The organism is Granulibacter bethesdensis CGDNIH1 (assembly GCF_000014285.2).
Classification (GTDB): Bacteria; Pseudomonadota; Alphaproteobacteria; order Acetobacterales; family Acetobacteraceae; genus Granulibacter; species Granulibacter bethesdensis.
Genome location: NC_008343.2, coordinates 2,097,639 through 2,113,636, shown reverse-complemented (window position 1 = coordinate 2,113,636; position 15,998 = coordinate 2,097,639). Strand labels below are relative to the sequence as shown.

General features: G+C 62.0%; 15 protein-coding genes and 1 pseudogene. 5 read left to right on the top strand and 11 right to left on the bottom strand.

Annotated features, from left to right (window positions below):
• Positions 1-29: 29 nt before the first annotated feature.
• Positions 30-995 carry a 4-hydroxy-3-methylbut-2-enyl diphosphate reductase gene (gene ispH / locus GBCGDNIH1_RS21895; RefSeq protein ID WP_011632575.1) on the bottom strand — a complete coding sequence of 322 codons (966 nt, stop codon included), beginning with the start codon at positions 993-995 and terminating at the stop codon, positions 30-32.
• Positions 996-1,411: 416 nt separating this feature from the next.
• Here ispH and GBCGDNIH1_RS21890 point away from each other — a divergent pair, with 416 nt between their 5' ends.
• The 3 genes from GBCGDNIH1_RS21890 (at position 1,412) to GBCGDNIH1_RS21880 (ending at position 3,525) form a co-directional block, all read left to right on the top strand.
• A complete protein-coding gene (locus tag GBCGDNIH1_RS21890; RefSeq protein ID WP_125911037.1) occupies positions 1,412-1,723 on the top strand; it encodes a hypothetical protein in 312 nt (103 codons plus the stop codon).
• A gap of 180 nt (positions 1,724-1,903) precedes the next feature.
• Entirely contained in the window at positions 1,904-2,683 is a 780-nt protein-coding gene (locus GBCGDNIH1_RS21885) for a pentapeptide repeat-containing protein (RefSeq protein WP_162288476.1), read from the top strand.
• On the top strand, positions 2,680-3,525 hold the full coding sequence (locus GBCGDNIH1_RS21880) for a DUF1194 domain-containing protein (RefSeq protein ID WP_011632572.1): 846 nt from the start codon (positions 2,680-2,682) through the stop codon (positions 3,523-3,525). The genes GBCGDNIH1_RS21885 and GBCGDNIH1_RS21880 overlap by 4 nt, the downstream gene beginning before the upstream one ends.
• Here the strand turns inward: GBCGDNIH1_RS21880 and GBCGDNIH1_RS21875 are convergent.
• From GBCGDNIH1_RS21875 to GBCGDNIH1_RS21850, 6 genes are all read right to left on the bottom strand, one after another.
• Positions 3,415-3,957 (bottom strand): DUF4136 domain-containing protein, encoded by a 543-nt coding sequence (locus GBCGDNIH1_RS21875; protein WP_043453004.1) that lies wholly within the window; start codon positions 3,955-3,957, stop codon positions 3,415-3,417. The two genes, GBCGDNIH1_RS21880 and GBCGDNIH1_RS21875, sit on opposite strands and share 111 nt — an antisense overlap.
• A gap of 137 nt (positions 3,958-4,094) precedes the next feature.
• Entirely contained in the window at positions 4,095-4,610 is a 516-nt protein-coding gene (locus tag GBCGDNIH1_RS21870; RefSeq protein ID WP_011632570.1) for an ATP synthase subunit b 2, read from the bottom strand.
• A gap of 15 nt (positions 4,611-4,625) precedes the next feature.
• Positions 4,626-5,282, bottom strand: coding sequence for a hypothetical protein (locus GBCGDNIH1_RS21865; protein WP_025287210.1), 657 nt, complete (start codon positions 5,280-5,282; stop codon positions 4,626-4,628).
• Between the two features lie 7 nt (positions 5,283-5,289).
• Positions 5,290-5,514, bottom strand: coding sequence for an ATP synthase subunit C family protein (locus GBCGDNIH1_RS21860; protein WP_011632568.1), 225 nt, complete (start codon positions 5,512-5,514; stop codon positions 5,290-5,292).
• A gap of 53 nt (positions 5,515-5,567) precedes the next feature.
• On the bottom strand, positions 5,568-6,323 hold the full coding sequence (locus tag GBCGDNIH1_RS21855) for a F0F1 ATP synthase subunit A (protein WP_011632567.1): 756 nt from the start codon (positions 6,321-6,323) through the stop codon (positions 5,568-5,570).
• Between the two features lie 16 nt (positions 6,324-6,339).
• Positions 6,340-6,750: an AtpZ/AtpI family protein gene (locus GBCGDNIH1_RS21850; protein ID WP_050748556.1), complete on the bottom strand. Its 411-nt coding sequence runs from the start codon at positions 6,748-6,750 to the stop codon at positions 6,340-6,342.
• A gap of 180 nt (positions 6,751-6,930) precedes the next feature.
• On the opposite strand from GBCGDNIH1_RS21850, the gene GBCGDNIH1_RS21845 reads away from it, so the two are divergent.
• Positions 6,931-7,491 carry an ankyrin repeat domain-containing protein gene (locus GBCGDNIH1_RS21845; RefSeq protein ID WP_025318610.1) on the top strand — a complete coding sequence of 187 codons (561 nt, stop codon included), beginning with the start codon at positions 6,931-6,933 and terminating at the stop codon, positions 7,489-7,491.
• A gap of 52 nt (positions 7,492-7,543) precedes the next feature.
• Here the strand turns inward: GBCGDNIH1_RS21845 and GBCGDNIH1_RS21840 are convergent, their stop codons facing one another.
• From GBCGDNIH1_RS21840 to GBCGDNIH1_RS21830, 3 genes are all read right to left on the bottom strand, one after another.
• Positions 7,544-12,115 carry an AAA family ATPase gene (locus GBCGDNIH1_RS21840; protein WP_011632564.1) on the bottom strand — a complete coding sequence of 1,524 codons (4,572 nt, stop codon included), beginning with the start codon at positions 12,113-12,115 and terminating at the stop codon, positions 7,544-7,546.
• A 13-nt stretch (positions 12,116-12,128) separates the two neighbouring features.
• On the bottom strand, positions 12,129-12,755 hold the full coding sequence (locus tag GBCGDNIH1_RS21835) for a DsbA family protein (protein ID WP_043453001.1): 627 nt from the start codon (positions 12,753-12,755) through the stop codon (positions 12,129-12,131).
• A gap of 107 nt (positions 12,756-12,862) precedes the next feature.
• Positions 12,863-13,414 carry a DUF721 domain-containing protein gene (locus GBCGDNIH1_RS21830; RefSeq protein ID WP_011632562.1) on the bottom strand — a complete coding sequence of 184 codons (552 nt, stop codon included), beginning with the start codon at positions 13,412-13,414 and terminating at the stop codon, positions 12,863-12,865.
• Here GBCGDNIH1_RS21830 and GBCGDNIH1_RS25045 point away from each other — a divergent pair.
• Complete coding sequence (locus GBCGDNIH1_RS25045) at positions 13,413-14,567, top strand: A/G-specific adenine glycosylase (RefSeq protein WP_080504549.1); 1,155 nt, start codon at positions 13,413-13,415, stop codon at positions 14,565-14,567. The two genes, GBCGDNIH1_RS21830 and GBCGDNIH1_RS25045, sit on opposite strands and share 2 nt — an antisense overlap.
• On the opposite strand, the pseudogene GBCGDNIH1_RS21820 reads toward GBCGDNIH1_RS25045, so the two are convergent.
• Positions 14,545-15,864: pseudogene (locus tag GBCGDNIH1_RS21820) on the bottom strand (peptide MFS transporter); the annotation flags it as partial. The gene GBCGDNIH1_RS25045 and the pseudogene GBCGDNIH1_RS21820 sit on opposite strands and share 23 nt — an antisense overlap.
• Positions 15,865-15,998 lie beyond the last annotated feature (134 nt).

The window sequence follows — 15,998 nt, the reverse complement described above, 5'->3', positions numbered from 1 at the left end:
AATTTAATGCAGGCGGGATCGGATGGCGTTCAGTCGCACAGGGGCGCAGGCAGCTTGAACACCACATCCTCACGGGTCACGCGGCGTTCTTCAATATCCAGATGATAGCGTTCGCTCAGCCGGTCCAGCAGCTCGTCAACCAGCAACTCGGGAGCGGAGGCTCCGGCGCTGATCCCGACGCAGTTGACGCCGTTCAGTACGGTCCAGTCCAGCGCACTGGCATTGGGCAGCAGAATAGCGCGCGGCGCACCGGCGCGTTCCGCCACTTCCCGCAGGCGCTGGCTGTTGGAGGAGTTGGGGCTGCCGATGACCAGCACCAGATCGGAATCCTCGGCAATTGCCTTGACGGCAGCCTGCCGGTTGGTGGTGGCATAGCAGATATCCTCGCGCTTCGGCCCCTCGATATCCGGGAAGCGGCGACGCAGCACGGCGACGATCTCGGCCGTATCATCCACGGACAGGGTCGTCTGGGTGATAAAGGCCAGCTTGTGCGGATCCTGCGGCTGAACGGCTTCAGCCTCTTCCGCATTCTGCACCAGCGTCATGGCACCGGGGGGGAGCTGGCCCATAGTGCCGACCACTTCCGGATGTCCGGCATGGCCGATCATCAGAATATGCAGGGAATCGGCACCGCCCCCGGCATAGTGGCGCTCGGCCTCCCGATGGACTTTGCTGACCAGCGGACAGGTGGCATCCAGATAGGACAGATCGCGCGCCTCGGCATCGGCGGGTACGGATTTCGGCACCCCATGGGCGGAGAAAACCACATGGGCATGCGGCGGCACTTCCTCCAGCTCCTCGACGAAGATGGCGCCTTTCTTTTCAAGGCTTTCGACGACATAGCGGTTATGGACGATTTCATGACGGACATAAACCGGCGCGCCATAGCGCTTCAGGGCTTCCTCCACCACGCGGATGGCGCGATCGACACCGGCGCAGAAGCCGCGCGGGCCAGCCAGCAGGATGCGCAGGGAGGGTTTATCGGTCATGAGCATTCACCGGCATGAGTCCAAGGAAAAGCCGCAAGCCCATCACGGACCGCAGACCGAGAGATAGAGAAGCTGCCGTTGCATCGCAACTCCGCCTGACCGGGGTGGAGAACATCCCTTGCCTGCGTACCGACTTATCTTGTCACCGTTGCAGTCGCGCCACCCGCTTCGTGCCTATTGTGATGTGCCTTGGGTGCATCATCCGGGGCAGGCGTATCAGAAATGGTTTTGGGGGACCTGATTAGTGATTTCCTTGCAACAGAAGGGGGATCGTTGCGTTATGCGATACGATCGTTCCTGTCCCGCTCAATGTAGCCAATTGCACCTTGGGAATGGATGGGCTGAAAATGTTCCCGGCCTGTAGGATCGGGTTCCCTTCCTGTCGGATTCTCTGACCGGTTGCTTACAAGGAGATGGTTTCCATGCTGAATCGTCTGACGAAAGCTTTCATTTTTGCTGGTGGCATGACTGCCGGTGTGGCGATGCTGGGTCTGCCGGCACAGGCCCATGATGCTGCGAAGCATGGTGACACCAAGGCAGCGGCCCATCATGCGCACAAGGATTTCAAGCATGCCGGCACGTATGGCACTGCCAAGGAAACGGAAGTTGATCGCCTGAACCAGCAGAGCCTGCAGGCCGCCCAGAAGGGCGTTGCCGATGTTCCGGCTGGTACCACGCCTCCGGCCGCTGCCGGCGTTCCGGACACCGGCACCAGCACGGGCGTTACAAAGTAAGACGCCGCTGGATCAGAACAGGAAAAACCCGGTAGGCTGTTCCTGCCGGGTTTTTCTATTGGCAGGCCCGCCGGTTTTGGGGTCGGTGACGGACTTGGCCGTCTTTCCACCGGAACAATGGCAATGGGCAGAAGTCGATTATCAAAATATGGCCTGAATGTCTGTCTGACGCTGGGCATAATGCTCCTGCCTGCTCCGCCCTGTCATGCCGCCTCCCTGCCTGAAAATTCCAGAGACCCGTTGCAGGCTGACATGACCGTCCGGCAGGTAGTGCGTGCGCTGCTGCGCGCCACCGATGCCCATCCCGCACAGCTGAACAATCGGGTGCTTTTCGAGCTTGATCTGTCGGGGCTGGATTTCCACCATGCTCAATTGTCCGGCAGCAATCTGTATGGCGTTAACCTGACGGATTCCAATCTCAGCGGTGCCGATCTGCGTGGGGCCGTGCTGGATCACAGCGTCATCACCCGCACCCGCTTCAGCCATGCCGATTTACGTGGGGCCAGCCTGTTTATGCTGGCCGCATTTTCCACTCTTGACCCGCTGGCGTCGGAAAGTCCCCGATTCGATGGGGCCGATCTGTCAGGAGCGAGGCTGATCGGGCGGCTGAATCGGGGGGATTGGCGAGGGGCGAAGCTCGTCGGAGCACAGTTTCAACTCGATAATCGTATGCTCGGAGCTTTTCCAACCGATCTTTCCGGCTGCCGGATGGATGGGGCCGATCTTAGCCGTGCCAATCTTGACGGGGTGATTCTGGAATTTACCCATTTCCAGGGAGCCAGACTAATTCATACTTCCCTGCGCCATGCTCATCTGGCCGGAGCCGATTTTTCGGGTGCTGATGTGACAGGTGCGGATTTTTCCGGCGCCCATCTGGAGGGGGCGCATTTTGATGGTGCGCGTGGTCTCGATTCGGCCAAGGGACTGCCAGCGCAATTCCGGACTGTAGCGTATCCATGAGACGATTTTTATCTCCCGGTCTGCGGTGGCCGGTGATGATGAGTGTGATGTTGGCGGCCATGGCGCTGTTGTCCTCATCTCAATCCCGGTCTGTAGAGGCTGCAACACCCAAGGCCGACCTGGCTCTGGTGCTGGCGGTGGATGTCTCCGGCTCCATGGATACCAGCCGCTACGTCCTGCAAATGGAGGGCATCGCCCGCGCTCTGGAAGACCCAGCCGTTGTGACTGCAATGCTGTCGGGGCGGCATCGTTCTATGCTGCTGGCGGTCGTCGAATGGGCGGACAGGCCCGTTCTGTCCGTGCCGTGGACATTAATCACCGGTCAGGCAGACGCCAATGCAGTGGCTGCCCGTATTCGTATGCTGCCCCGTGTTCCGGGCGATTTCACCTGTATGGCGCAGGCTCTGCGGATGATTTCCGACAAGACCCTACCCTCCATGCCGGCGCAGGTGGAGCGCGTCGTGATTGATGTTTCCGGCGATGGACATGACAATTGCAACAGCAGCCCTGATGTTCCCACCATGCGGGATATGCTGGCCGGCGATGGTGTGACCATCAACGGCCTGCCTATTCTGGAGGGAGATGAGGCCACGACCTTGAAAGGCTGGTATGCCAGCCATGTCGTCGGAGGGCCTGGAGGCTTTCTGGTGCCTGCAGAAAGTTTCCGGGAGTTCGGGGATGCCTTCCGCCGGAAATTCACCCGCGAGGTCAGCGCCTTGCCTGTGCCTGAATCATTGGCTCTGACGGCTTTGGAAAAACAGAAAGTGGTGCGGCGGTTCGGCGCAGGCTTTCATGAAACCCTGCTGGCTGAGCAGTTTTCCCATCGCATCCTGCACCAGTAAGCCCTCATTGGCGGCCAGTGTGGCGGGATTGAGCAGAACAGGACCATCCAGGTTGGTGGCTGTACTACGTCCTTCATAAAGCGTTTTCCCGGTTGCACGGTCGAACAGAGACATGCCCAGTGCGATCCGCCCACCGGAGGATGTGACATCCCATTGCAGCACGGTAAGCCGCATGACCAGCCGAGCCGAGTCGGGTTTGGCCTCGGACAACAGATTACGCGCCTCCAGTGCCTGCAGGGCGGCTTCTTCCACTGTTGCAGCCTGTGAGGGTGTGGCACCGCTGATGGGAGGTACCACCGCTATATCGGCCGGACCTTCAGCCGCCAGCGGCGCGCCCGGCGGATGATAGGGGCCTTCGAAAGGGTTGAGCGTATCGCATCCCGCGCAGCAGACTATCAGGAGCAGGGCGATAAGAAGTCTGGTGCATTTCATGTCGGCTATCGTTCACAGCCAGCGTTCATTGTCGAGTAACCGAACTTAACAACCTTTGGCGGTTATACGGCGGGCATGAAAAAAGCCACCGATGAGGGTGGCCTTTTCCAGCATCAATATTGTTCAGAACGCTGCAATCAGGCTGCGCGCAGAGCCTGGGGCAGTTTGCTGATGGCGGAGTCGATCAGCGCTGCATCGGCGTAAGGGCCGAATTCACGTGCCAGAATGTCCTTGGCGGCACGGCTGGCAATGTCGGCGGCGGCAAAGCGGACTTCATCGACAGCAGCCTTTTCGGCAGCGGCAATGCGGTCATTGGCCATTTTCTCACGGCGACGGATGCTTGCTTCCGCATCGTCACTGAGTGCTTGTGCAGCCCTGGCTGCTTCCGCATGAGCGGATTCCAGCAGACGTTTTGCTTCGGCCAGAGCCTGTTCCTTGCGGCGGCGGGCATCTTCCAGCATGGCCTCGGCCTCACGACGGAGCTTGCGTGCTTCGTCGAGATTCTGACGCACTTCGTCAGCATAGCTGTCGAGCTTGGAGGTCAGGGCCCCCCAGATTTTCCGGCCGAACAGCACGAAGAACAGAACAAAGGCAACGGCCACCCAGAAAACCGGATGGTGCCAGGGAGCGCCGCTGAGTTCATGAGCCTGCATGGCGATCCTCCGATATTAGCTGCGGGCGGCCAGCGCCTGACCAACAGCCTGTTCCACCGTATCCTGGGCGGGAAACTGGCCGGTCAGCCGGGCAATCAGGGCCTGTGTGGTGTCGGTTGCAACATCACGCAATGCGCCCATGGCGGTATCGCGGGAGGAAGCAATGCGGGCCTCCGCATCGGCAAGCTGCCGTTCCAGACGCGCATGCGCCTCGGCGGCCTCCTGCTGTGCCTTGGCCTTGGCGGCGGACACTGTTTTTTCGATTTCGGCCTGGCCTTCAAGATTGGCACGCCGGATGGCGTCGTTCATCTCTTCCACGGCGGCGTTGGCTTCTGCCTTTGCCAGATGGGCGGAGTCGAGGTCACCCATGATGGAGGCATTGCGATCGTCCACCACCTGGCTGACCTGGGGCAGCGCCCATTTGGACAGCAGAAGATAGAACGCAAGCAGGATAAGGGCCATCCACACCACCTGACTGGTGGTCAGCGGATTGGCAAAATTCAGCTGAGGCATCCCCTCATGCTCGGGACTTTCAGGGTCCATGGCATAAGCGATAGCCGGCAGCGTGCTCAGAACTGTTACGACAGTCCCAAGCAACACTTGACGGTACCCGGCGCGGCAGGCGCGAAGGGCGCCGTCGCGCGCGGTCGTCACGATCCCGCCCCGGGTCATCACTGGATCAGGCGAACAGGATCAGGAAGGCGATCAGCAGCGCGAACAGCGCCACGGCTTCCGTCAGGGCGAAGCCGAGAATGCCGATGCTGAAGACCTGGTCGCGGGAAGACGGGTTGCGTGCGACGCTGGCGATCAGAGAGGCGAAGATGTTGCCGATGCCGAGGCCGACGCCGGCGAGGGCGATGACAGAGATACCGGCACCGAGGGCCTTGGCGGCTGCGACGTCCATGGGTTCAGTTCCTTGCTTGATATGAAGGGGCGGAGATCAATCTGCGCGTCTTCTTAGTGCAGATGCACTGCGTCGTGCAGATAGATACAGGTGAGGATGGCGAACACATAAGCCTGAAGGAACGCCACCAGCAATTCGAAGCCAACGAGGGTCACGTTCAGTGTCATCGGCAGGAGTGCGGCGAAATAGCCGAACGTACCCAGAGCGCCGATCAACAGAAACATGAACGTGGCGAATACCTCGAACATCACATGTCCGGCCACCATGTTGGCGAACAGACGGATGGACAGGCTGACCGGACGAGACAGATAGGAGATGATTTCAATCGGCACGATGATGGGTGCCAGCGCCTTCGGTGCGCCCGGAGGAAAGAAGTAGGAGAAGAAGTGCAGGCCGTGATAGCGCAGGGCCACCGCCGTCACCAGCACGATCACCAGGACTGCCAGACCGCCGGTCACGGCAACATGGCTGGTATAGGTGAAGAAATAGGGGAACAGGCCGAGCAGATTGCCCATCAGCACGAAGAAGAACAGTGTGAAGATGAAGGGAAAGAATTTTTTTCCCTCATGTCCGATCTGCTCGATGCACAGGCCCATGATGAAATTATAGGATATTTCGACCAGGGATTGCAGGCGCCCAGGCACTACGGCACGCTGGCGCATACCCAGAGCGATGATGCCCAGGACGATGGCAGTGCCCAGAACCATGATTTCATTGGATTGGGTAAAATTCACCAGCCCGCCAATCGGGCCAAGGCCGTGATGCAGCCTGAACTGGCCGAGCGCGTCGATCGTGGGTTCTGCCGCCACCTTAATGCTCCATCACCTACCGCCGCCCGAGGGTGGCGTCATCTGCTTCGCTTTGGCCTTGACCGGCTGGCATACGGCGCAGGGTGCGCCATACGTTGAGAATACCGGCCGCGCCTCCCATCAGGATGAACAAAATCAGAAACAGGGGCATCGTACCCAGCCAGCGATCCAGACCGTATCCGATGGCGACCCCGACAATCAGTGCGGACACGAGGTCAGCACCGATTCGCAAGCCAATACCCATGGCAGAAGGGCCAGGGCTGCCATCAGGGGCCTGAAGCACGGAAGCCGGGTTCTGCCCGTCCGTCCCAAGACCCTGTCTGTTTCGTGCCGCATTCAGTCGCTGCGGAAAGGAAATTCCCCGGGACGATACTCCGGAAGTCGTTTCCTGACCCGGCTGCGACTGAGGCTGCCTGTTCTCGTTCATATCCATCCTCGACAAGTCGCCTTGCCGGAAGGCGACGGCTAGCTACCGGTGGGTAGGGGGAGTGTCAAGAAGCATGGGCTGTTTAGATGACGATTGCATCACCAGAACGGTCTTTTTATCCACTTTTCTTTCTCAATGTGCCTTATAAGCATTCAAGATCGTAATCCGGACCCGTATTTCATGACCCAGCTGCGGCCGCCCTTTCCCGTTTCATCTATTCGCATTCCTGATCAAAAGGACGGGGGTACGTCTCTTTCCCAGGAGCAGCTGGAGGCATTGTTCTATGGCGCAGTGCGTGAAGGCCGGGTTGATATGATCGAGGCATTTCTCGATTCCGGTATGGACCCTGACCGTCCGGACGCACGAGGTTTCCCGCCTTTGATTCTGGCCACCTATAACGGGCAGATTGAGGCAGGAGCCTTGCTGTTACGGCGTGGTGCGGCGGTGAATGCGGTTGATGCCAACGGCGATACGGCCCTGTCCGGCGTGGCGTTCAAGGGTGACGAAGCTGCGGCGCGGATGCTGCTGGAGGCGGGGGCCACGGTCAATCATCCTAATGCGGCTGGCCGTACCCCGCTGATGTTCGCGGTGATGTTCGGGCGTGAAATGATGGTGCGCCTGCTGATGGCGCATGGCGCTGATCCTGACCTGACAGATACGGAAGGCAATTCGGCGCGTGGCATCGCCGAGGCGCAGGGCGGTCAGGCTATGCTTGCCGCACTGGAACGCCGGGATTCCTGATGTGACCGGCACTCCTGATGTGAGATGAGTGAAGAAGGGGAGGCTGCGGAGATTATTCTGCGGCTGCCGCTTCTTCTCCCTCGACCATGGCAGTGGCGCGATGCAGATCGACGCTCAGCAGGCGGGAGATACCTCTCTCCTGCATTGTGACGCCATACAACCGGTCCATCCGCGCCATGGTCAGATGGTGGTGCGTGACGACCAGAAAGCGCGTGCCGGTTTCCTGCACCATATCGGCCAGCAGCATACAGAACCGCTCCACATTGGCGTCGTCCAGTGGTGCATCCACCTCGTCCAGCACGCAGACAGGAGCCGGGTTGCAGCGGAACACTGCGAAAATCAGCGACAGGGCTGTCAGTGCCTGCTCTCCGCCGGACAGCAGTGACAGTGTGGCCAGTTTCTTGCCCGGTGGCTGGGCATAAATCTCCAGCCCGGCTTTCAGGGGATCATCATCGCCGACCATGGCGAGATAGGCCTTGCCGCCCTCGAACATGCGGTTGAACAACGCCTGAAAATGCGTGTTCACCTGGGCGAAGGTGGCGTTCAGGCGTTCCCGCCCCTCCCGGTTCAGATGTCCGATCGAACCGCGCAGCTTGGCGATGGCGGTGCCGAGTTCTTCTTTTTCCCGATCGATTCCGCCAATGCGGGTTTCTATATCCTGTGCCTCGATCTCCGCACGCAGGTTGACCGGCCCCATCTCCTCCCGTTCTCGCGAAAGCCGTTCCAGCTTGCGGCGGGCCTTGTCCTCCGCCATGTCGGACAGCTCGGGGGGAATGGCAATGTCTGACGGCAGCGATGCCCCCGCACCGAGCCGCTCCTCGATCCGCTCCTGCACCGCATGACGGGCGGTTTCAGCCTGTGCGCATTGCCCGTCCAGACGCAGGATCGCCTCCCGCGCCGTAGCGAAATCCGCATCCGCCTGCCGTCTGGCCTCGCCTGCTTCCCTGTGTGCGTTCTCCGCCTGACGCAGCCTGTCGGCGGCCTGTCGGTGGGTTGTTTCCGCTTCTTCCAGCGCGCTGCGCGTATCCTGCATCAGCCGTGCAGCCTGTTCGGGACGGTCTGCCAGCGTATCGGCTTCCGTCAGCAGCGCCTGATGCCGCGTACGGAGTTCCGCGACATGGCGGGCGGCCGTATCGGCCCGCATCTGCCAGTCCGCACGTTCCCGGAGGAGCGTTTCCTGACGGGACGTAATCCTGTCCGCCTCGTTCCTTGCCATGTCCAGCCTGACGCGGGCGGCAGCAAGGCTGCTCTGGGCCGTGGCTGCCGCCTGCCGTGCGGTCTCCGCGGTTTCCTGAAGGCTGGCAGGATCGTCCATGGCATCACGTCGCTGGCGATGCAGGATCAGGGCGGCTTCGGCTTCCTGCCGGTCCGTTTCGGCCCGTTCGGCCTGCGGCTGGATGGCAGCCAGGCTGGCTTTCGTATCTGCGGCGCGCGCTTCCAGCGCGGCGAGGGCGGCTGTGGCACGGTCGCTGGCGCTTTCGGCTTCCTGCCTTGCCGCCCGCAGACGGTTTTCTTCGGCCAGTGTCTGATCCAGCGCGGCCTTTGCAGCATCTCTGTCCGCCGTCAGGATCGCGATGTCCGGACCGGATTCAACAGCAAGCCTGGCATCCTGCAAGGCAGCCTGAGCGGCTTCCCGCTCAGCGCGCAGCCGGTCGAGTTGGGGTGACAGCGCACCCAGACGGCTTTCTGCCTCCATGGCCCTGGCGGACAGGCGGGCGGCCTCTTCCCGTGTGGTCTGCATGGTGCGATCGGCCTCGCGCCGCCTTGCCGCGGCATTGTCCAGTGCTTCCCGGGCCTGTTGAAGGGTCGCGGCCGCTGCCTGGGCCTGCTGTCGCATCTGTTCCAGCGGCGGCAGAGCAGCCAGCAAAGCGGCCGCTTCCTGCGCGGCCTGTGTCGCTTCCTGATGCTCTGTCTCCAGACGGGCGCGACGGCTGGCGAGGGCGGTCAGATGGCTTTCGACCCGCTCCATGGCAGCCGCCAGGGTGGAATGGGCATTACGGGCTTCGGCAGCCTGTTTCTCGGCCTGCTGGCGGTTGCCGCGGGCAGTTTGTTCGGCGCTGATGGAGGCGGCTTCCTGCTGCTGTGCAAGCGCATAGGCCTGCAACGCTGCCTCAGCCCCCTGTTTGGCCTGCGCCAGCGCATCCTGAGCCGTCAGCAGGCGATTGCGCTGGGTCAGACGTATGGCGGCGGCACCGGGTGCCCCGGCGGCTATACAATGTCCGTCCCAGCGCCAGAGCGCGCCGTCGCGGGAAACGAGGCATTGACCGGGATGCAGTCTGGATTGCAACGACGGTCCCGTCGCCGGATCGGCGATGATACCGATATGGTCGCAGGCAAGGCGTAGCGCGGCGGGCGGCTCCATCAATGAGGATAATGGCACTGTGCCGGCCGGTAAAGGCTGCATCCGGTCCGGTGCTGCCGGCAGGCTGCGCCAGAAACGATCGGCGGCTTCATCCAGTGCGCTGTCCAGCGCATCCCCCAGCGCGGCACCGACAGCGCGTTCCAGCCCCTCCGGCACAGGCAAAAGATCGGACACGGGCTGAAAACCGCCTTTGGCCGTGTCGTCGTGACGCAGCAAGGCGGCAAGCCCATCAACCTCTGCCTGCAACCGCCCGAGACCGGCCTGGGCGGTGGCATGGGTCTCACGCGCTTGCTCATGTGCCGCGCGGGCAGCGATCCGGGCCGTTTCGGCGGATGCCAAGGTCTGCTCGCTGATGGCCAGAGCCTGCTCGGCCTGTGCCAGCGCTGTTTCTGCCGCGATACGTTGCTCCGTGGGCGGCAGGGAGGCTTCTGCTCTGGCCTGTTCCTCCATAACGGATTGGCGTTCTTCTTCGATCTGGGCAGCGCGGCGGGTGCTCTGTCCGGCGGCAAGGGTGGCACGTTCCCGGTCGCTGCTTGCGGTTTCCATGGCACGCTGCGCTTCGGCATGGTATGCTGATGCCTGTGCCAGTGCGGTTTCCGCCTCTTCCTGTCTGATCCGTGCCGTTTCAAGCGCGGCGGCGGCAGCTTCGGCTGTCTGTCTGGCGCCCTGCAGCGCGTTCTCTTCAATCCGTTGGCTCTGAGCAGCGGCGTGATCGCGTTCCAGAGCCTCGGTCTGGGCGGCGATGTTTTCAGCCCGGCTGCCTGCATCTTTCAGAACCATGTCCGTCTGGCTGCGCAGGGCCTGTGCATCGGCCAGGGTGCGGCGTGCGGCTTCGTAGCGTTCCACCAGCGGTGGACGGGCGGCTTCCACCTGCTCCAGAGCACGGCGGGCTTCTTCGACAGCCAGCCTTGCCGTGGCGGCGCTCTCCTGCGCGGTGGTGAGGATGGATTCTTCCACCAATTGGGCACGGGCCTCCGCCAGCGCGGCGGAGAGACGGGCATGCTCCGCATTCACCACCTGCAGGCGCTGTTCGGCGGCGGCGCGATCAGCCTCGGCGCTTCTGGCCTGGGCCATGCCCTCTGCGGCCCGGGCAGTGGCGAGATCGGCAGCCTGCGCCAGCCGGTCTGCTTCTTCCTCCAGAGCGGTTACGTCCCGCTCTGCCTCTTCCTGCCGGGCAGGCAGGGCGATCAGAGTATCACGCAGCGCCTGTTCTTCTGCGGCCAACCGTTCGAGTGCCTCAGTCGCATCTTTCAGACCGTCTTCGCTGTGATGCAGATCCTGTTCCGCCTGATGCAGACGCGCCTGCGCCTGATCGAGTGCGTTGCGGGCCTGTTCTTCGGCCTGCATCTGTCCTTCCAGGGCGATGCGGCGGCGTTCGAGGGCCGTACGGGCCACGGCTTCGGCCTCGCGTAGCGCGGGGAGAGCCTTGTCGGCCTCAAAAGCTGCAATCGTGGCGGCTTCTGCCTGTTGTTCTGCTTGCCGAAGCGCAGCGCGGGCTGCATCACGCGCCGTGGAGGCCTGATCCAGCGCCGCCATGGCCCGCGCTTGCAGCAGGCCCAGCCATTCCAGCTCCGCCTGCCTGACGAGGCCGGAGATATTGCGATACCGGCTGGCCTGTCGCGCCTGTTTTTGCAGACCGCCGAGCTGGTCCTGCAACTGACCGCGCAGTTCCTCGGCCCGTTCCAGATTGGTCTCGGCCTGCCGGAGTTTCAGCTCCGCCTCATGCCGTCTGGCATGAAGGCCGGTGATGCCGGCGGCTTCTTCCATAATGGCTCTGCGCTCTTCCGGCTTGGCGTTGACGATGCTGCCGACCCGCCCCTGACTGACCATTGCAGAGGAGCGGGCGCCGCTGGCCAGATCGGCAAACAGGGTTTGTACATCTCTGGCCCGGACCTCGCGACCGTTGATGCGATAGGTACTGCCGCCGCCACGTTCGATCCGGCGGCTGATTTCCAGTTCCGGAACCTCCCCAAAGGGGGGCGGAGCCTGACCGGCAACATCTTCCAGCGACAGCACCACCTCTGCCAGATTACGGCTGGAGCGATGGGCGGTCCCGGCAAAGATGACATCGTCCATCTCTCCGCCGCGCAGGGCACGGGCCGAGTTCTCCCCCATGGCCCAGCGCAGCGCTTCCACGACATTGGATTTTCCGCATCCGTTCGGCCCCACAACACCTGTCAGACCCGGCAGGATCTCAATGGATTGCGGGTCGGCGAAGCTTTTGAAACCGGCAATGCGGAGGCGGGAGAAGCTGACAGGCATGGGGGGCTGAAACTCAGGACAGGCCGGCGAAGGACACGAAATCGCTGTAGGACAGCGCGCCGGACTGCGTTTTCCCGTTGGTCAGGGCAAAGGTCGGTGTGCTGTTGATGTTGTATTTGATGGACTCCTGTTGCTGCCGTTCCAGCATGGCGCGTTTCAGAGCCTCATTATTGATGACGGCATCGAATTTGGCGCGGGACAACCCGGCCAACAGTGCCATCTGCGCCAGAGACTCTGTGACATTGCCATCGCGGTTGAAGGCCCAGCGATCCTGGCTGGCGAACAGCGCGGAGATGAACGGCTCATAACGTTCCTGCGGCAGGGCGCGGGCGACCATCGCGGCGCTGAGGGCAACCTGATCCAGCGGGAAATCGCGGAACACGATGCGGAGATGCCCGGTATCGATCTGCTTCTTGATCAGTTCCGGTAAAGTGTTCTGGGAGAAAGCCGCGCAATGGGTGCAGGTCAGGGAGAAGAACTCCATCACCGTTACCTTGGCATCGGCTTTGCCGATAGAGCGCTCTGACAGGAAACTGGACAGATCTCCACCAGAGGTGGCGGGGGCTTCGGCGCGGGCGGCCTGAATCAGCGGGAGGGAGAACAGAGCGGCCGTGCAGAAAGAGCGGCGGGTGATGGACATGGTGTTCCTCGTCAATATCTTCTTTACCCAGTAACGGGGTTTTGCCGCCAATGCGCGTCGCCGTCACCCCATCAGATGTCAGGGGACGAGTCGGGGCATTCTCTGCGTCAGCGTTTGCTCAGCATGGCGCTGCCCAGCCCCGCAAGCGCATCGCGTAATCCACCTTCCGGCAGACCGTCCAGACGACGCTCCACAGCGGCGCGTATAGCAGGTGTTTCGGCCCGGGCCGGGTTTTTCCGAACTGTGGGAGGTGCTGGGGGGGCTTCCTGTGTCAGACGGATGCGCTCGACCGCTTTGTTGCCCAGAAAGAAATTGATGCGTTGGATCAGTTGCGGCGTACTGTGTTGCAATTCCATCGCGGCCGGCCCGGTGCAGCCCAGCACCAGCGTGCCATTGGCCAGCTTGCGCGGTGTGGCGGTGGAGGACAAAACCGGCCCGGCAATGGTCGTCCATTCGGACAAAATAGTAGCGAGGCCCGGAGCACTTTTACGAAACACGGGTCGGGTAATGGCGGGCAGCAGGGCCGAGATGGCGCGCGGGCCGCGCTGAAAATAGGGCTGCGCCATGCCGTTACGGGGCTGGCGCAAGGGATCAGCTTGCCGCATATCGGCATCCGTGCCGCCCTTGATCCCGGATTTTTCCTTGGAACGATTACCCATTCCGCCTGCCTCTGCGCTTCTGGAGTGGTATGCCCGGCATCGCCGCTCCTTGCCATGGCGTGCGCTGCCGGGGGAAACCCCCGATCCTTACCGCGTCTGGCTCAGTGAGGTGATGCTCCAGCAAACCACCGTTACAGCCGTCATACCCTATTTCGAGCGTTTCATCACCCGCTTCCCCACGGTGCAGGCTCTGGCCGCAGCCGAGGATGAGGCGGTGATGGCCGCCTGGGCCGGGCTTGGTTATTACGCGCGGGCACGCAATCTTCTGGCCTGTGCGCGCAGGGTTGCCGGGATGGGGGCCTTTCCGAAAGATATCGAGGCTTTGCGGAGCCTGCCGGGGATTGGTGTGTATACCTCGGCGGCGGTGGCTGCGATCGCGTTCGGTATTCCCGCGGTGCCGGTCGATGGCAATGTGGAGCGTGTTACCAGCCGTCTGTTTGCCATTGAGGCGCCCCTGCCTCAATCCAGACCGTTGATTGCAGCGCAGGCGGCGCAACTGGGGACCGATCCAGTGGCGATGGAACAGCCTTCCGATTTCGCGCAAGCTCTGTTCGATCTCGGAGCGACGATCTGTACACCGCTCGATCCCGCCTGCGCGCTTTGCCCGTGGATGCGGTATTGCGAGGGGCGAAGGCAGGGGATTGCCGCCTCCCTTCCCTGCAAGGCACCCAAAAAACTCAGGCCGCAGCGATACGGGGTGCATTTCTGGCTGACGGATGAGCAGGGCAATGTGTTGTTGCGACGTCGGGCGGAGCGGGGCCTGTTGGGCGGCATGATGGAACTGCCGGGAACGCCCTGGCAGGACACTGTATGGCAGGAAGAGGATGCCTTATTCCACGCCCCCAAAGCGGAAACCGGCTGGCGAAAGCTCGGTGTGGCCACGCATGTGTTCACGCATTTCGCGCTCCACCTCACCGTCTATGCGGCGCAGGTCGGGCATCTTTGGGCCGATCCGGCACGGCAGGAGAAAAGTGCTTCCGTTGCCTTGCTGGATGAGGAGGCGCTGCCCTCCGTCATGATGAAATGTGTGGCGCTGGGCCGGGGAGGGCAAATGCCCGGTGCTGCCGATCCAGTCTCCGCAGCCATGGTGCCATCGTCAAACACACCAAAGCGGCGAGGAAGGCCGCGACGGACAGACCGCCAAACAGGCTGACGAACGCGGCAGGGGTCTGTGCTGTCTGGCTTGAGAAGGAGGATGTAGCGATGCCGGCGATCCGGCTGCCCGCATACATCGACAGACCCATGGTCAGCAGATAGCTGCCCATCATCAGGCTGTTCAGCCGCTTCGGCACATAGCGCGCGACCATGGCCAGCCCGAGACCGCCGATCAGTAATTCCCCTAATGCGAGCGCTCCATATCCGGCCACCATGATCCATGGCGAGACCAGCCTGTCCGGTCCGGCGATACGGGCCGCACCCCACCAGATCAGAAATGCGGTGCCAACGCTCACAAAACCGGCCGTGAATTTGGCGGCGATTCTGACATCGCGGCCTCGCCGCGCCAGAACCGTATATAAACCGGCCAGAACCGGCCCAAGCAGCATGATCCAGATCGGGTCGAGCGCCTGAAACTGCGCCGGTGTCCATGTCATCAGCGTGTGGCCGCCGAGGCGGAGCGCCGGAGAGACACCATGCACGGTGAACAGCGTCAGGGATGTCGACATCTGCTGATAGAATATGAAGAACATCAATGATTGCCCGGCCAGCGCATACATGATTGCCAGCCCCGGTCGCTCCTCTGGTGCAGCGCGGCCATAGCAGATGCTCCAAAGCATCAGCACGCCAAGGGCGGCCGCCATGTTGCACCACATCGCAAGCGATGCGGAATGCAGGAGTAGCGCGATGCCGATGATCAGGAATGCACAGCCAGCGCTCACCGCCAGGAGATGCGAGAGCGGGACCGGGTGGTGGTCCTTCTCGGTTCCTGTCCGGCCCAGCGATGATCGCATCATGCCATAACCGGCAATTCCCAGAGCAAGACCGAAAAAAGAGACTGCAAAAGCACTGTGCCAGCCTGCCTGTTGCTGCACCCATGGTGTCAGCAGCATTGAAACAGAGGAGCCGACATTCACCGCCATGTAGTACAGCGTGAAAGCGGCATCCAGACGCTGGTCCTGCCCTTCGTGAATGACCCGCACCAACGCCGCGGCATTGGGCTTGAACAGGCCATTGCCAACGGAAATCATGCCCAGTGCGGCAAAAGCCAGCGATGTTTCGTCAAGAACAGGGTCGGACCATGCGGTGGGCAGACCCAGCAGGCTGTACCCGGCGGTCAGGATCACGGCACCGCTCAGAGTGCAGCGTCGCGCCCCCAATACCCGATCTCCCAGCCATCCCCCCAGCACCGGTGTCGCATAGACGCTGGCGGCGAAGGCCCCGGCCAGCAGCACCGCATCATGGCTGGAAAAATGCAGTTTCTGTATCAGAAACAGCAGCAGGATCGCCTGCATGGCATAATAGCCAAAGCGTTCCCACAACTCGATGGACAGAACGGCAATAAAGGCGCGGGTCCGGTTATCCGGCTGTGTCAGAGGGGTGTTCACGATGGCGCTACGACAGTCTGTGGCATGGCAAGACAATTATA

Bases quoted from the DNA above. Each gene is read 5' to 3' on its own strand.
- ispH (WP_011632575.1), bottom strand. From the start codon at position 995: ATGCTCATGACCGATAAACCCTCCCTGCGCATCCTGCTGGCTGGCCCG.
- GBCGDNIH1_RS21890 (WP_125911037.1), top strand. From the start codon at position 1,412: ATGCTGAATCGTCTGACGAAAGCTTTCATTTTTGCTGGTGGCATGACT.
- GBCGDNIH1_RS21885 (WP_162288476.1), top strand. From the start codon at position 1,904: ATGCTCCTGCCTGCTCCGCCCTGTCATGCCGCCTCCCTGCCTGAAAAT.
- GBCGDNIH1_RS21880 (WP_011632572.1), top strand. From the start codon at position 2,680: ATGAGACGATTTTTATCTCCCGGTCTGCGGTGGCCGGTGATGATGAGT.
- GBCGDNIH1_RS21875 (WP_043453004.1), bottom strand. From the start codon at position 3,957: ATGAAATGCACCAGACTTCTTATCGCCCTGCTCCTGATAGTCTGCTGC.
- GBCGDNIH1_RS21870 (WP_011632570.1), bottom strand. From the start codon at position 4,610: ATGCAGGCTCATGAACTCAGCGGCGCTCCCTGGCACCATCCGGTTTTC.
- GBCGDNIH1_RS21865 (WP_025287210.1), bottom strand. From the start codon at position 5,282: ATGACCCGGGGCGGGATCGTGACGACCGCGCGCGACGGCGCCCTTCGC.
- GBCGDNIH1_RS21860 (WP_011632568.1), bottom strand. From the start codon at position 5,514: ATGGACGTCGCAGCCGCCAAGGCCCTCGGTGCCGGTATCTCTGTCATC.
- GBCGDNIH1_RS21850 (WP_050748556.1), bottom strand. From the start codon at position 6,750: ATGAACGAGAACAGGCAGCCTCAGTCGCAGCCGGGTCAGGAAACGACT.
- GBCGDNIH1_RS21845 (WP_025318610.1), top strand. From the start codon at position 6,931: ATGACCCAGCTGCGGCCGCCCTTTCCCGTTTCATCTATTCGCATTCCT.
- GBCGDNIH1_RS21840 (WP_011632564.1), bottom strand. From the start codon at position 12,115: ATGCCTGTCAGCTTCTCCCGCCTCCGCATTGCCGGTTTCAAAAGCTTC.
- GBCGDNIH1_RS21835 (WP_043453001.1), bottom strand. From the start codon at position 12,755: ATGTCCATCACCCGCCGCTCTTTCTGCACGGCCGCTCTGTTCTCCCTC.
- GBCGDNIH1_RS21830 (WP_011632562.1), bottom strand. From the start codon at position 13,414: ATGGGTAATCGTTCCAAGGAAAAATCCGGGATCAAGGGCGGCACGGAT.